Origin of the sequence: Acidovorax sp. KKS102, from assembly GCF_000302535.1 — a bacterium.
GTDB lineage: Bacteria > Pseudomonadota > Gammaproteobacteria > Burkholderiales > Burkholderiaceae_C > Acidovorax.
Window position 1 is genome coordinate 407,040 of sequence record NC_018708.1, and the last position, 14,136, is coordinate 421,175.

At 64.4% G+C, this 14,136-nt stretch carries 19 protein-coding genes; 11 read left to right on the forward strand and 8 right to left on the reverse strand.

The genetic code is table 11. The features are described 5' to 3' along the window. Positions 1-36: 36 nt before the first annotated feature. Positions 37-540 carry a GNAT family N-acetyltransferase gene (locus tag C380_RS01870; RefSeq protein WP_015012194.1) on the reverse strand — a complete coding sequence of 168 codons (504 nt, stop codon included), beginning with the start codon at positions 538-540 and terminating at the stop codon, positions 37-39. Positions 541-574: 34 nt separating this feature from the next. After that, the gene (locus tag C380_RS01875; RefSeq protein ID WP_015012195.1) at positions 575-1,252 is read right to left on the reverse strand and encodes a cytochrome b/b6 domain-containing protein; all 678 of its coding nucleotides are present in this window, start codon (positions 1,250-1,252) and stop codon (positions 575-577) included. 170 nt (positions 1,253-1,422) lie between these two features. On the opposite strand from C380_RS01875, the gene C380_RS01880 reads away from it, so the two are divergent. Further along, a complete protein-coding gene (locus C380_RS01880; protein WP_015012196.1) occupies positions 1,423-1,878 on the forward strand; it encodes a cytochrome c in 456 nt (151 codons plus the stop codon). 150 nt (positions 1,879-2,028) lie between these two features. Here the strand turns inward: C380_RS01880 and C380_RS01885 are convergent, their stop codons facing one another. After that, positions 2,029-2,532: a TlpA disulfide reductase family protein gene (locus tag C380_RS01885; protein ID WP_015012197.1), complete on the reverse strand. Its 504-nt coding sequence runs from the start codon at positions 2,530-2,532 to the stop codon at positions 2,029-2,031. A 181-nt stretch (positions 2,533-2,713) separates the two neighbouring features. Between C380_RS01885 and C380_RS01890 the strand changes: the two genes are divergently transcribed. The 5 genes from C380_RS01890 to ptsP all read left to right on the forward strand — a co-directional run bounded on the left by C380_RS01890 (position 2,714) and on the right by ptsP (position 7,123). Continuing rightward, entirely contained in the window at positions 2,714-3,247 is a 534-nt protein-coding gene (locus C380_RS01890; RefSeq protein WP_043565070.1) for a hypothetical protein, read from the forward strand. Continuing rightward, positions 3,244-4,524 (forward strand): MFS transporter, encoded by a 1,281-nt coding sequence (locus C380_RS01895; protein WP_015012199.1) that lies wholly within the window; start codon positions 3,244-3,246, stop codon positions 4,522-4,524. Before C380_RS01890 ends, C380_RS01895 begins: the two co-directional genes overlap by 4 nt. A gap of 85 nt (positions 4,525-4,609) precedes the next feature. Beyond that, positions 4,610-5,062: a PTS sugar transporter subunit IIA gene (locus C380_RS01900; protein WP_015012200.1), complete on the forward strand. Its 453-nt coding sequence runs from the start codon at positions 4,610-4,612 to the stop codon at positions 5,060-5,062. After that, on the forward strand, positions 5,031-5,300 hold the full coding sequence (locus tag C380_RS01905) for an HPr family phosphocarrier protein (protein ID WP_015012201.1): 270 nt from the start codon (positions 5,031-5,033) through the stop codon (positions 5,298-5,300). The genes C380_RS01900 and C380_RS01905 overlap by 32 nt, the downstream gene beginning before the upstream one ends. 53 nt (positions 5,301-5,353) lie before the next feature. Further along, entirely contained in the window at positions 5,354-7,123 is a 1,770-nt protein-coding gene (ptsP, locus tag C380_RS01910; protein WP_015012202.1) for a phosphoenolpyruvate--protein phosphotransferase, read from the forward strand. Positions 7,124-7,238: 115 nt separating this feature from the next. Here the strand turns inward: ptsP and C380_RS01915 are convergent, their stop codons facing one another. The 5 genes from C380_RS01915 to C380_RS01935 form a co-directional block, all read right to left on the reverse strand. Beyond that, positions 7,239-8,072, reverse strand: a complete 834-nt coding sequence (locus tag C380_RS01915; RefSeq protein WP_015012203.1) for a DMT family transporter — start codon at positions 8,070-8,072, stop codon at positions 7,239-7,241. A 215-nt stretch (positions 8,073-8,287) separates the two neighbouring features. Beyond that, positions 8,288-9,001 (reverse strand): AraC family transcriptional regulator, encoded by a 714-nt coding sequence (locus tag C380_RS01920; protein ID WP_015012204.1) that lies wholly within the window; start codon positions 8,999-9,001, stop codon positions 8,288-8,290. A gap of 39 nt (positions 9,002-9,040) precedes the next feature. Further along, the gene (gene lipA, locus C380_RS01925) at positions 9,041-10,021 is read right to left on the reverse strand and encodes a lipoyl synthase (protein ID WP_015012205.1); all 981 of its coding nucleotides are present in this window, start codon (positions 10,019-10,021) and stop codon (positions 9,041-9,043) included. Positions 10,022-10,036: 15 nt separating this feature from the next. Continuing rightward, positions 10,037-10,732, reverse strand: a complete 696-nt coding sequence (gene lipB / locus C380_RS01930; RefSeq protein WP_015012206.1) for a lipoyl(octanoyl) transferase LipB — start codon at positions 10,730-10,732, stop codon at positions 10,037-10,039. A 22-nt stretch (positions 10,733-10,754) separates the two neighbouring features. Beyond that, positions 10,755-11,072 (reverse strand): YbeD family protein, encoded by a 318-nt coding sequence (locus C380_RS01935; RefSeq protein ID WP_015012207.1) that lies wholly within the window; start codon positions 11,070-11,072, stop codon positions 10,755-10,757. 287 nt (positions 11,073-11,359) lie between these two features. On the opposite strand from C380_RS01935, the gene C380_RS01940 reads away from it, so the two are divergent. Genes C380_RS01940 through C380_RS01960 form a run of 5 tightly spaced genes read left to right on the forward strand, consistent with a single transcriptional unit; the run spans position 11,360 to position 14,114 of the window. Continuing rightward, entirely contained in the window at positions 11,360-11,833 is a 474-nt protein-coding gene (locus tag C380_RS01940; protein ID WP_015012208.1) for an ATP synthase subunit I, read from the forward strand. A 19-nt stretch (positions 11,834-11,852) separates the two neighbouring features. Beyond that, entirely contained in the window at positions 11,853-12,731 is an 879-nt protein-coding gene (gene atpB, locus C380_RS01945) for a F0F1 ATP synthase subunit A (RefSeq protein ID WP_015012209.1), read from the forward strand. Positions 12,732-12,786: 55 nt separating this feature from the next. Continuing rightward, the gene (gene atpE, locus C380_RS01950) at positions 12,787-13,056 is read left to right on the forward strand and encodes a F0F1 ATP synthase subunit C (RefSeq protein WP_015012210.1); all 270 of its coding nucleotides are present in this window, start codon (positions 12,787-12,789) and stop codon (positions 13,054-13,056) included. 34 nt (positions 13,057-13,090) lie between these two features. Then, positions 13,091-13,561, forward strand: a complete 471-nt coding sequence (locus C380_RS01955; protein WP_015012211.1) for a F0F1 ATP synthase subunit B — start codon at positions 13,091-13,093, stop codon at positions 13,559-13,561. Between the two features lie 10 nt (positions 13,562-13,571). Further along, positions 13,572-14,114 carry a F0F1 ATP synthase subunit delta gene (locus C380_RS01960; RefSeq protein WP_015012212.1) on the forward strand — a complete coding sequence of 181 codons (543 nt, stop codon included), beginning with the start codon at positions 13,572-13,574 and terminating at the stop codon, positions 14,112-14,114. The last annotated feature ends 22 nt before the right edge of the window (positions 14,115-14,136 follow it).

The window sequence follows — 14,136 nt, forward strand, 5'->3', positions numbered from 1 at the left end:
TAGCGCATGTAAATCCTGCGCTAGCGCCTCAAATGGTCAAAAAATATCGACCTTGAGGTAATGCGCCCCGGGTATGGGGTTGTGATAGTAGGGCGGGATTTCTTCAAAGCCCAGATCGGTGTACAGCGCGCGGGCTGACTCCATATCGTCCAGGGTGTCGAGCAACACGCAGGCGTAACCGGCCTGCCGCGCCCGGTCCAGCATGGCTTCGGCCAGCTCGCGGCCCAGGCCAAAGCCACGGAACGCCTTGCGCACATACAGCCGCTTCATCTCGCTGGCGTTGGGGTAATCGGCGTTATCGAGCGGGCGCAGGGCACAACAGCCTGCCAAGGCGCCTTCCACTTCGGCGATCAGCAGGGCGCCACGGGGTTCGGCGTAGTCGCCCGGCAGTTGTGCCAGTTCGGACTCAAAGTCCTGAAAGCACAAGTCAACACCGAGGGTGCTGGCGTACTCGCGAAAGATGTCTCGGACCGCGTCCCACTCGGCGGGCGAGGAGGGGGTTCTCAGGGAGATGGAGGGCTTGTCCAAAGCGCAAGGCATGCAAACAAAAGAGCCGCCAGTGTAGCGACTTCGTTCAGAACGCCGGTACCGCCAGGGACGACACCCACCACGCCACGCCAGCGCTCAGCGCCAACACCACCAAGGCTGCGATGCGGCTGAGGGCGTCATCCCGCGATGGTGCTGCCGCCTCGGGCAGCGTCTTGTCGCCGTCCAGCATGGGGCGAATGAGCTGCTGCTTGCGTACGCGCACATAGAAGATGATGGCCAGCACATGCAGGCCCACCAGCGACAGCACCAGGAACTGCCCGATGTCCTTGTGGTAGTTCGTGGCCAACCCCACGACGGCGTTGGAGACATATTGGGTCAAGGGCCCGGCGAAGGCGATCTCATCGTCGCTCAGCAGGCCGGTGCCCACCTGGGCTGCCAGCACGGCCAGCAGCACGAACACGGCCAGCGCGCCCAGCGGGCTGTGTCCGATGCCGTCCTCCGGATGGGGCGCGCCACGCAGGTATTGCAGCAGCCGCGCGGGCGAGTACAGAAACGCCGAAAAACGCGACCAGCGCCCCCCCACCAAGCCCCAGACCAGCCGGAACACCAGCAGCGCCAGCACCGTGTAGCCCAGGCGGAAATGCCAGACCATGGCGTTCCCCCCCACATTGGCCGTGATGACCAGTCCCACGATGCAGGCGGCCAGGGCCCAGTGAAAAATGCGGGTTGGAAGGTCCCAGATGCGTACGGTGTGCTGCGTCATGGTGGTCAGGGCTTTGCGCCAGAGTGATGGGGACGGAGGTGCCAGCGGCATTGTGCGACAGGGCGGCCCGGGCTGTAACCACCCCGCCACAGCACAACAGCGCCCAAACCGGCATACTGCGCAGGCTTGGAAGGCACCATTCTGTTCCACCCACGAAAAAGGAAGTTCCGATGAAAGCATTTGCTGCGTTGACCCTGGCGGCTGCGGCCCTGACCCTGTCCGCCCCCGCCTCCGCCCAATTTGCCAAAGCCGAAGACGCCATCAAATACCGCCAGAGCGCGCTGTTCGTGATGGGCCAGCATTTCGGACGCCTGGGCGCCATGGCCAATGGCCGCGCGCCGTTCGACGCCAAGGTGGCGCAGGAGAATGCCGATATCGTGGCCCAGATGGCCAAGCTGCCTTGGGCTGGCTTTGGCGCCGGCACCGACAAGGGCGCGCCCACCAAGGCGCTGCCAGAAATCTGGACCGAGCAGGCCAAGTTCAAGGAGCATTCCGAGAAGCTGGAGGCCGAGACCGTGAAACTTGCCGCCGCCGCCAAGACGGGCAACCTGGACAACCTCAAGACCGCCTTTGGGGCCACTGCAGGCACTTGCAAGGCCTGCCACGACAGCTTCCGCGCGAAGTAAAACAGACGGTGAGGAAATGCGTTGCTATGTTTTAAGTAGCATGCAAGGCATGATCCACTAGCGCAAAAGGCCAATTTCTCTCGAAATTGGCCTTTTTGATGCCCTGAACGGGCTGTGGTTCGTGTGAGGGCGGTGTGTCCGCCGCGCTGCTCAGGTTTCTGCCAGCAGCTTCTCGATCAGCTGGTGCAGCTCCGGGAAATTGGGGGCGCCCACATAGGTCTTCACGATCTCGCCCCGCTTGTTCACGATGAAGGTGGAGGGCGTCAGTTGCACATCGCCCCAGGCCTTGGCCACTTTGCCGGTGTTGTCGATGGCCACCTGGAAGGGCAGCTTGCGTGTCTCGGCAAAGTTCACCACGTAGCTGGGGGGGTCGTAGCTCATGGCCACCGCCAGGGTGTCAAAACCCTTGCTGTTGTACTTGTTGTAAGTCGCAATGATCTCGGGCATTTCGGCCACGCAGGTGGTGCAGCTCGTGGCCCAGAAGTTGACCAGGGTGACCTTGCCTTTCAAGTCGGCGGTGGATTTGCTGGAGCCGTCCAGCAGCACAAAGGTCGATGCGGGCGCTTCGGCGCGGCCCGTGTCCAGGTACACATAGGCGCCCACGGCAGCAAACGCTGCCACCGCCACACCTGCTGCCCATTGCTTGATCGCCATGACTTCACCACCCATCCCAAAAGAAACACGGGGCCTGTGCCCCACCCCACATTGTGCCGGAGCCGCCTGTGTGCCGTGCCAGCAGTCCCTGCAACCCTAGGCTGGACTCGAATTGCGGGGAAAAGTTCGCCTCCAAACGCGGTGCAGAGCCAGCATGGGGGACTCTGCCGATAATGCCCCGATGAAATGGACATTGACCGGGGCTGCCGCCCTGCTGATTGCGGGCTGCAGTCCCGCGCTGAACTGGCGGACCGTGCCGCTGCCCGAAGCGGATTTGACCATCACCCTGCCGTGCAAGCCCGACCAGGCCACCCGCACGGTGGAGCTGGCCGGTGCCCCGGTGGAGCTGTCCATGGTGGGCTGTGACGCCGATGGCGCAACCTTTGCCGTGTCCCATGCTGCGTTGGCCGACCCCGCCCAGGTGGGCGCGGCGCTCACCCACTGGCGGGCTGCGATGCTGGCACGCCTGGGGGCAGGGGCCGAAGCGGGCGCCAAAGACGTGCCCTACGCGCCGCGCGGCACCATGCCCCTGCCGCAGTCGGTGCGCACGGTGGCGCAGGGGCAGCGGCCCGATGGCAGTGCGGTGGTGGCGCAGGCCGTGTGGTTTGCGCGTGCCGCAGGGCCGCAGGTGCGGCTGTACCACGCCGTCGTCTACACCACCAAGCCCCGGCCGGAGGTGGCCGACCAGTTCTTCGCCGGCCTGGCGCTGCCATGACGATGAGCGGCAGCGGCAGCGGCAGCGGCGGCGTATTGCCACGGCGGGCGGCCGTCATCGTCTTTCTGGCATTTGCCTTTGCCTACTTCTTGTCGGCGCTGGTGCGTGCCGTCACGGCCACCCTGGCGCCCACGCTGGCCCAGGAGTTCTCGCTGCACGCGCGGGATCTGGGGCTGCTGGCGGGAGGCTACTTCCTGGGCTTTTCGGCCACGCAGTTGCCGCTGGGCACCTGGCTGGATCGGCACGGGCCCAAGAAGGTCGCACTGGGTTTTCTGGGCGTGGCCGTGGTGGGCAGCCTGGTGTTTTCGGCGGCCACAGGGTTTTCGGGGCTGCTGGCCGGGCGCGTGTTGTGCGGCGCGGGCGTCAGTGCCTGCCTGATGGCGCCGCTCACCGGCTACCGCCGGTGGCTGGAGCCGGTGGCGCAGATGCGGGCGAATTCGTGGATGTTGATGACGGGCTCGCTCGGCATGGTGGCCTCCACGCTGCCGGTGCAATGGGCCTTGCCGCTGGTGGGCTGGCGCCCGCTCTTCTGGGGGCTGGCAGTATTGATCGCGGTGTCGATGGTCGTGATTGCCCTGTGGGTGCCAGGGTGGGGCCCGGCGGGGCGGGCGCAGGCCGAGTCCGGCGCTGCAGAGGCCGTGCCCCAGGGCTATGGCGTGGTATGGCGGCACCCCTATTTCCAGCGCCTCGCGCCGCTGGGGTTCTTCTGCTACGGCGGCATGGTGGCCATGCAGACGCTCTGGGCCGGGCCGTGGATGCAGCGTGTGGCGGGCTACACCGCGCTGGAGTCGGCCACAGGCCTGTTCTGGATCAACGTTTCGATGCTGTGCACCTTCTGGACCTGGGGCATGGTCAACCCCTGGCTGCTGCGCAAGGGGTTTGGGGCCGACCGACTGATGGCCATGGGGCTGCCGCTGTGTTCGGTCGTGCTGCTGGGCATCATCCTGGCCGGGCCCCAGGCCGGGGGAGGCGCCTGGGCGCTGTTCTGCGTGTCATGCACTTTCGTGTCTTTGTCGCAGCCCGCCGTGGCCATGGCGTTTCCGCAGGCGCTCGCTGGGCGGGCGCTGTCGGCCTACAACCTCGTGATTTTTGTGGGCGTGTTTGTGGTGCAGTGGGGCATCGGGCTGGCGGTGGACGCGTTTGCGGCCGCGGGGCTGGCCACCGTGCCCGCGTTTCAGGCGGCCATGGCGGTGTACCTGGCATGCAACGCTGGCGCCTACGCGTGGTTCCTGCTTCGGGGGCGGCGCCATAATGTGCTGACAACCCCCACACCATGAACACTTGCGCAACCACCGATGCAACCACCGGCCGCCTCTGCATGACTGGCCCGTCGTTGATCTCCGCGTGGCGTGAGTCGTGACCATGAGCCCCACCAGCATCCTCATCATTGCCCACGCCCCGCTGGCCCATGCGCTGCGCGAATGTGCGCTGCACGTGTTTGCCGACTGCGGCAGCAGCGTGGCTGCGCTCGATGTGCAGCCCAACCAACCCCCCGAAGAATCGCTGGCCCAGGCGCGCATCATGCTGGACCAGCTGGGCACCGACACCACCCTGGTGCTGACCGATGTGTTCGGCGCCACACCCTGCAACGTGGCGCAGCGCCTGGTCGATGGCGTGCGCTCGCGCCTGGTGACGGGCGTCAATTTGCCCATGCTGCTGCGCGCCGTGAGCTACCGGGCCGAGCCGCTCGATTCCGTGGTGAGCCGCGCCGTGGTGGGTGGTACCCAAGGGGTGATGCAGGTGGCCATTTCCGCGCCGCAGAACCAGAACCGCCGTAACCGACATGATCAAGACCCGTACGACCATCAGCAATAAACTGGGCCTGCACGCCCGTGCGTCGGCCAAGCTCACCAAGCTGGCCGGCAGCTTCCCGTGTGACGTTTTCATGAGCAAGGGAGAGCGCCGCATCAACGCCAAGAGCATCATGGGCGTGATGATGCTGGCCGCCGGGCTCGGCTCCGAAGTGGAGCTGGAAACCAGCGGAGATCGCGAACAGGAGGCCATGGACGCCCTGCTGGCGCTCATTGCCGACAAGTTTGGCGAGGGTGAATAAGCCTGCCCACCTCGCCCCTGTCCTGACCCCGCCGAACCTTTGATCGCACCACCATGACCTTCTCCGTCCACGGCCTCGCAGTTGCACGCGGCATTGCCATTGGCCGGGCCGTGCTGGTGGCGTCCAGCCGGGTGGATGTGGCGCACTACTTTGTCGAGCCCTCCCAGGTCGAGGGTGAGATTGAGCGCGTGCGCCAGGGTCGCAATGCGGTGGTCGAGGAGCTGCAGCGCCTGCAGACCGACATGCCCGCTGATGCGCCGCACGAGCTGACCGCGCTGCTGGACGTGCACCTGATGCTGCTGCAGGACGAGGCCCTCACGGGTGGCGTCAAGCACTGGATCACCGAGCGCCTGTACAACGCCGAGTGGGCGCTCACCACCCAGCTCGAAGTGATTGCGCGCCAGTTCGACGAGATGGAGGACGAGTACCTGCGAGAGCGCAAGGCCGACCTGGAGCAGGTGGTCGAGCGCATCCTGCGCCACATGAAGGGCGTGGCCAGCCCCGTGGCGCCACCGGCCAGCAGCCCACGCCGCCACAAGCAACTGGGCCTGCAGCAAGACCTGCTGCTGGACGACACGGTGGACGTTCCCCTGGTACTGGTGGCGCACGACCTCTCACCCGCCGACATGCTGCAGTTCAAGCAAAGCGTGTTCGCGGGCTTTGTCACTGACGTGGGCGGCAAGACCAGCCACACGGCCATCGTCGCGCGCAGCATGGACATCCCTGCCGTGGTGGGTGCGCGCGCCGCCAGCCAGCTGGTGCGGCAGGACGACTGGGTCATCATCGACGGCGATGCGGGCGTGGTCATTGTCGATCCCTCGCCCATCATCCTGGCCGAATACGGTTTTCGCCAGCGCCAGGTCGAGCTGGAGCGTGAGCGCCTGGCGCGCCTGCGCCACACCCCCGCCATCACCATCGACGGTCACAAGATCGAGCTGCTGGCCAACATCGAACAGCCCGGCGACGCCGCCGCTGCCGTGCGCGCTGGCGCCGTGGGTGTGGGCCTGTTCCGCAGCGAATTTCTGTTCATGGGCAAAAGCGGCAACCTGCCCGGCGAGGACGAGCAGTACCGTGCATACTGCGAGGCCATCGACGGCATGCAGGGGCTGCCCGTCACCATCCGCACCATCGACGTGGGCGCGGACAAGCCTCTGGATAACAAGGCCCACAAGGACAGCTACCTGAACCCGGCCCTGGGCCTGCGCGCCATCCGCTGGAGCCTGGCCGACCCGGCCATGTTCCGCACCCAGCTGCGCGCCGTGCTGCGCGCCGCGGCGCATGGCAAGGTCAACCTGCTGTTCCCCATGCTCGCGCACACGCACGAGATCCAGCAGACGCTCGCTCAGGTCGATCTGGCCCGGGGTGAGCTGGATGCGCGTGGCGAGCCCTACGGCCCGGTGCAATTGGGCGCCATGATCGAGGTACCCGCTGCCGCGCTCATGGTGCGCACCTTCCTCAAATACTTCGACTTCCTCTCCATCGGTACCAACGACCTGATCCAGTACACCCTGGCTATCGATCGTGCCGACGAGGCCGTGGCGCACCTGTACGACCCGCTGCACCCTGCCGTGCTCCGCCTGGTTGGCGATGTGATCGCCGAGGGCGAGCGCCAGGGCAAAAGCGTGTGTGTGTGCGGCGAGACGGCGGGCGACGTGACCATGACGCGCCTGCTGCTGGGACTGGGCCTGCGCAGCTTCTCCATGCACCCGGCGCAGATCCTGGCCGTCAAGCAGGAGGTGCTGCGCGCCGACACGCGCAAGCTCGCCCCCTGGGCCCAGCAGGTACTGGACGGCGACGAGCCCGCCGTGCTGCTCAAAGGCTGACGCCCTGGGACGCAGTAGCTACTTCAAAATTGATAGCTGCTGGGGCATATTCCACTAGCGCTATCGGCCTATTTTTCTATATTTTTACTGCCGCAGGTGCGTTGATCCTTTACCGTCAATGCGCCCGCATTCCCATCACCGCTGCGCTGATGATCATGGCGGTGGCCAGGGCAATGCTCCAGGTGAAGGTGCGGCCACTCACCAAAATCAGCAGCGCGGTGGAGGCGAGTGGCGTGATGTAGCTCAGGATGCCGATTTGCCGTGCGTCCCCCAGCTTCAGTGCCTTGTCCCACATAAAGAACGACGCTCCCAAGGGCCCCAGACCCAACACCGCCAGCAGCCCCCAGTCGCGCGGCTGTAGCGCCACGGCGGGCTCTAGCACCCCATGGCACAGCAGCGACAGCGCACCAGACACCAGCCCGAACAGGCCAATCGCCGTGGTGGGGAATGCCGCCACGCGCTTGGTCATGAGCGAATAGGTGGCCCAGATGAAGGCGGCAGCCAGCGCGGGCAGGTAGCCCCAGGCCAGCGTGCCGCTCAACTCGCGTCCGCCTGCAATGGCGATGGCCGCGCCGCCAAAACCCAGCAGCGCCGCCAGCACATGCGGCAAGCGCAGCGCCACACCGGGCAGCACCACCGGCGAGAGCACCACGATGAACAGCGGCCACAGGTAGTTGACGAGGTTCGCCTCCACCGGCGGCGCGTGGCGCAGCGCGATGAACAGCAGAAAGTGGTAGGCGAACAGGCCGTACACCCCCAGCGCCAGCGTGCGCAGCGGAATGCGCCACTGCGACGGATCACGCAGCACAAAGGGCCATGCGGGCACGCTGCCGATGATGAGCGCAATGCCCGTGAGCAGGAAGGGCGGAATGTGGGTGAGGGACACCCCCAGCGAGGCGAGAGAAGCCCACAGCGCAATAGCGCCCAGGGCATAGAGGTTGGCTTGCATGGCGCCGAGCTTACGCTCACCTGCTGTGGTGGATCGTCGCGCAACACCGGTGTGTCGTCGCGCGCCGAGGTTTTGATTCCATTTCTCAATCATCCGTGTCGTTGTTGCTTCGCCTAGCCGTGCTACAGCACTGCCTGCGGCTTCGCGCCTAGACACAAATGATTTGGAAATGGAATGAGAGGGTGCTGCCCGCAGTCGCCTGCCGTGATGTGTCGTTATGCGTTGTGCTCGGCCCGGCGCAAGGCCGCAGTGAGGGCGGAAGGCGAGCGGTACCCTGTGCGCTGGGCCACCTCAGCCACCGCCATGCCGGTGCTGCGCAGCACCCGCGCCTGCGCCAGGCGCAAGCCGCGCAGCCAGGCCATGGCGCCCATGCCCTGGTCGTCCCGGCAGCGCGCGGCAAACTGGCTGGGGCTCAGGTGCACCTGCGCAGCCAGGTCGGCCACGGTCAGTTCCCGGTGCCACTGCTGGGCGGCCCACTGCTGCAGAGCGGCCCAGTCGATGGCGCGCCCGCGCGTGGGGCCGGGCGCGGATGCGTCGGCGCGGGCGCTGGTGAGCCAGGCTTCCAGCAGCAGGGCGGGGCCATGGGCTTGCGCCAGCGGGCGGCCTTGTCGCAAAGCACTGGCCAGGTAGTGGGCCAGGGGCAAAGCGTCTGCCGGCGGCGTGGTCGCACGGCGTGGGCTGGCGCACCGCGCCCAGTCGGGGTGGGCGCTGTCGAGTACCAGGCAGATGCTGCCGCGGGTGGATTCAAAGTCGTGCCGGTCGCCCGGGGCGATCACGCAGCCGCCACCGGGCTCCACGCGCACGCCACGGCCCGCCACCTCCAGGTCCAGCGCTCCGGAGAGTCCCAGCAGAATCTGGAAATGGTCGTGGCTGTGGCTGCCCGGCGAGGCGCCGTAGTGTCGCAACGAGAGCAGACCATTCGGGCCCATGGGCGAGACCTGCGGACCGGACAGTCCCTGCGGGCTTACTTACACGCCAGCTGCGTGCGCCTGCTGGTCCGCGTGGTAGCTGGAGCGCACCATGGCGCCCACGGCTGCGTGGCTGAAGCCCATCTTGTAGGCCTCTTCCTCGAACATCTTGAAGGTGTCGGGGTGCACGTAGCGGCGCACGGGCAGGTGGCTGTTGCTGGGCGCCAGATACTGACCAATGGTCAGCATGTCGATGTTGTGCTCGCGCATGTCGCGCATCACCTGCAGGATCTCTTCGTCCGTCTCGCCCAGGCCCACCATGATGCCGCTCTTGGTGGGCACGTTGGGGTGCAGCGCCTTGAACTTTTTCAGAAGGTTCAGGCTGAACTGGTAGTCCGAACCGGGACGCGCTTCCTTGTACAGGCGGGGCGCGGTTTCCAGGTTGTGGTTCATCACATCCGGGGGGGCTGCCTTGAGGATTTCGAGCGCGCGGTCATCGCGGCCACGGAAGTCGGGCACCAGGATTTCGATCTGCGTTTGGGGCGACAGCTCGCGGATGTTCTGGATGCACTCCACAAAATGGCCGCTGCCGCCGTCGCGCAGATCGTCGCGGTCCACGCTGGTGATCACCACGTACTTGAGCTTGAGCGCGGCGATGGTCTTGGCCAGGTTCAGCGGCTCGTCCTTGTCGAGCGGGTCGGGGCGGCCATGGCCCACGTCGCAGAACGGGCAGCGGCGCGTGCACTTGTCGCCCATGATCATGAAGGTGGCTGTACCTTTGCCAAAGCACTCGCCGATGTTGGGGCACGAGGCTTCTTCGCACACCGTGTGGAGCTTGTGCTCGCGCAGGATGTCCTTGATCTCGTAGAAGCGGGTGGTGGGGCTGCCCGCCTTCACGCGGATCCACTCGGGCTTCTTGAGCACTTCGCCTTGCTCCACCTTGATCGGAATACGCGACAGCTTGGCCGCAGCCTTTTGCTTGGCCAGCGGGTTGTAGGCTTCGGTGGATTGCGCTTCGCGGACGACTTCAGGGGTGCTCATGGCTGTAGGCAGAGTTCAGGGCGCCAACCGGATGCTGAGCTGCTGGCCCAGCACCTGCGCGGCTTCTTCCCAGGTGGTGTGGACCCCGATTGTAGAAAGGTCCACCGTTTTCAATCCTGCGTAACCGCAAGGGTTGATGCGGTCGTAAGGCTCCAGGTCCATGTCCACGTTCAGCGCCACGCCGTGGTAAGTGCAGTGGCGGCTGACCTTGATGCCCAGCGCCGCAATTTTGCCCAGGCCTTCGAAGTCGGGCGTGGGCGCCTCGGCGCCCGTGCGTTTTTGGGGGCGTTGGGGCAGCATGGCGTGGCTGTGCGGGTCATCCAGACGCACGTAAATGCCGGGTGCACCGGCAACCCGGTGGCCTGTGATGCCGAAGTGCGCCAGCGTGCGGATCACGGCCTCTTCGACACGGTAGACGTATTCCTTGACGAAATAGCCCGCGCGTTGCAGATCGATCAGCGGGTAGGCCACCACCTGACCGGGGCCGTGGAAGGTCACCTGTCCGCCCCGGTTGGTGGCGATGACGGGGATCTCGCCCGGGTCTAGCACATGGTCGCTTTTGCCTGCTATGCCCTGGGTGTAAAGCGGTGGGTGCTCACAAATCCAGAGCGTATCCGGGTCGGAAGGCGTACGCGTGGCCGTGTAGTCCTGCATGGCCTGCACGGTGCTGGCGTAGTCCACGCGGCCCAGCAGGCGGATGTCAATCGTCATGGCGCAATCTGCAAGCGGGCGGTTACAGCACCACTTTCACCATCGGGTGCGAGGACAGCGCGCGGTACAGGTCGTCCAGCTGCTCGCGGCTGGTCGCCGTGATAGTGATGGTTACTCCGAGGTAATTGCCCGCGCGGCTGTCGCGCAGTTCAATGGTGGCGGCGTCGAAGGCAGGGTCGAACTGGCGCGCCACTTCGGTCACGGCATGCACGAAGCCGTCCACCTTGGCGCCCATGACTTTGATCGGGAACTTGGAGGGGTATTCGATCAGCGAGTCTTTGCGTGGATCGGCGGCCTGGGTATCGAGGCCGTTGGCGGGCGGCGGATTGGAGGATGTCATGGTGGATCGCGGTGGTAGGGATGCTGCAGTTTCAATAGCTAGGCATGCACTGTCATTGTGCGCCACGGGCTGATGAGGGTGTCTGAATTGTGTGTTTGGCGTGCGCCAGATCGGTGCATTGCACGAGGTTTTTGGAGCGCAAAAGCCGTTGGCGCATCACCACAACAGAGCAGGCGCACACGAAGCCCACAGGCACGTTTGCGGGTTTTTGTCTGGTGTCATGGGTTTTTACTTATAATTAGAGGCTTTGTAAAAGTTGCGGTCTGTAACGCGGGCGTCATTCATCAATGAAAACAATCCCGCCAGAGACTGAAATTGAGGCTGAAGAATCTGACTTCAAGCCCCTGACGGCCCAAGAGGCGCAGCAGTGGCGCAGTCGCCATCCGCCCCTCTCGGTGTGGAAGGTGGTGGCAGGTCAGGCGCTGGTCGGAATGCTGGTGGCCCTGGTGGCCTGGGTTCTGACGGGCAGGGCGGTGGTGGGCTGGTCTGCAGCCTACGGCGCTCTGGCAGTGGTGGCTCCGGCCGCGCTGTTTGCCCGCGGTGTGTTGCGCCACAAGGCGTCATCCAATCCGCGGGCTGCCATGGTGGGGTTCTTTGGGTGGGAAATCGCCAAGATCATGTTGACGGTGGCGCTGCTGGCGGCGGCACCTCGGCTGGTGCCGGGCTTGAGCTGGATTGCCTTGCTGATTGGCATGGTGGCCGCAATGAAAACGTACTGGGTGGCACTGTTGGTGCGGCCTGGTGTCCGAAAAACCGATTGATAGAGAGAAGAGTTGTCCGATGGCCGCAGAAGCGCACGCTCCGACTGCAAGTGAATACATCGTTCACCACCTGCAGCATCTTCAAAACGTCAACCAGACCAAGATCGTTGATTTCACGGTCATCAACTACGACTCGATCATCGTCGGTTTGGTTCTGGGGGCGCTCACCCTTTTGATTCTGTGGTCAGCTGCCCGTAAGGCAACTTCGGGTGTGCCCGGTCGCTTCCAGGCTGCGGTCGAGATGCTGGTCGAGATGGTGGACAACCAGGCCAAGGCCAACATCCACAACGCCGAAAGCCGCAAGTTCATCGCTCCCCTGGGTCTGACGGTGTTCGTCTGGATCTTCCTGATGAATTTCATGGACATGCTGCCTGTGGACCTGCTGCCCGCCATCTGGGCCAAGATCTACGGCGCTGCAGGTCACGACCCCCACCACGCTTATCTGCGTGTTGTGCCCACAGCCGATCTGTCCACCACGCTGGGCCTCGCTTTCGCCATCCTGATCCTGCGCTTCTGGTACAGCGTCAAGATCAAGGGCGCCGGCGGCTGGGCGCACGAACTGGTGTCGGCTCCTTTCGGCACCAGCAAGAATCCTATCTTCGCCCTGATCCTGGGCGTGGTGAATCTGCTCATGCAGATCATTGAATATGTCGCCAACACCGTGTCCCATGGCATGCGGTTGTTCGGCAACATGTACGCTGGCGAACTGGTGTTCATGCTCATCGCCCTCATGGGTGGTGCTGCGGCCCTGTCGCTGTCGGGTGTGCTGCTGCCTGTGGGCCACGTCATCGCTGGCACCATCTGGACGCTGTTCCACATTTTGGTGATCTCGCTGCAAGCATTCATCTTCATGATGCTCGCGCTGATCTACCTTGGTCAGGCGCACAACGCGCACTAAGTTTCTCTTTCGTTTTTTCTTTCCTTAACTTTTCTTTTTTAACTCAGGAGTCATCATGGAAAACATTCTCGGTCTCGTCGCTCTGGCTTGTGGTCTGATCGTTGGTCTGGGCGCTATCGGCGCTTCCATCGGCATCGCCCTGATGGGTGGCAAGTTCCTCGAATCGTCGGCACGTCAGCCTGAACTGATCAACGAACTGCAAACCAAGATGTTCATCTTGGCTGGTCTGATCGACGCTGCGTTCCTGATCGGTGTGGCTATCGCCCTGCTGTTCGCTTTCGCCAACCCCTTCGTTTCCACGCTCTTGGCCAACCTGCCCAAGTAATTCCCGTTCAACGCCACTTTAGAAAGGTGTTGCCGTGAGTATCAATGCGACCCTGTTCATTCAGGCCATCGTCTTCCTGATCCTCGTGTGGTTCACGATGAAATTCGTGTGGCCTCCGATCGCGAAGGCGTTGGATGAACGAGCCCAGAAAATCGCCGATGGCCTCGCAGCTGCCGACCGTGCCAAATCCGAACTGACCGCTGCCAACCAGCGCGTTGAAAAGGAACTGTCACAGGCGCGCAACGAAACGGCCTCGCGTCTTGCGGACGCCGACCGTCGTGCCCAGGCCATCATCGAAGAAGCCAAGGCCCGCGCCACAGAGGAAGGCAACAAGATTGTTGCTGCAGCCCGCGCCGAAGCCGAGCAGCAGACGGTCCAAGCCCGCGAAGCCCTGCGTGAGCAGGTGGCAGCGCTGGCCGTCAAGGGTGCCGAGCAGATTCTCCGCAAGGAAGTCAATGCTGGCGTCCATGCCGACCTGCTCAACCGCCTGAAGACCGAGCTGTAAGGGGACACACATGGCTGAACTCGCCACCATTGCCCGCCCTTACGCCGATGCCTTGTTCAAGGCTGCCACTGCGGGCGCGGGCGTCGATCTGGGCAGCACTGCTGCCTGGATGGACGAACTGGCGGCGATTGCCGCCAACCCCCAGCTGCGTCAGTTGGCGGACAACCCCAAGGTGACGGCAGACCAGGTGTTCGCCGTATTCACCGGGGTCGCCCGCTCGGCCCTGCCGGATATGGCCAAAAATTTCCTGCGCACAGTCATCGACAACGGACGCATCGATGCGCTCCCGGAAGTGGCTGCGCAGTTTCGTGCCCTCGTGAATCGTCGCAACGGCTCCTCGGATGCCGTCGTGTACAGCGCATTTCCAATGGACAGTGCTGCACTGTCCGAGGTCAGCGCAGCGCTGGAAAAGCGCTTCGGCCGCAAGCTCAATCTCGCTGTACAGCTGGATGAGTCCCTGATCGGTGGTATTCGCGTAGTGGTGGGTGACGAGGTGCTGGACACTTCGGTCAAGGCCCGTCTTGAACAAATGAAAGCGGCCCTCGTTGCGTAACGCGCGACGAGGACAGCGAACC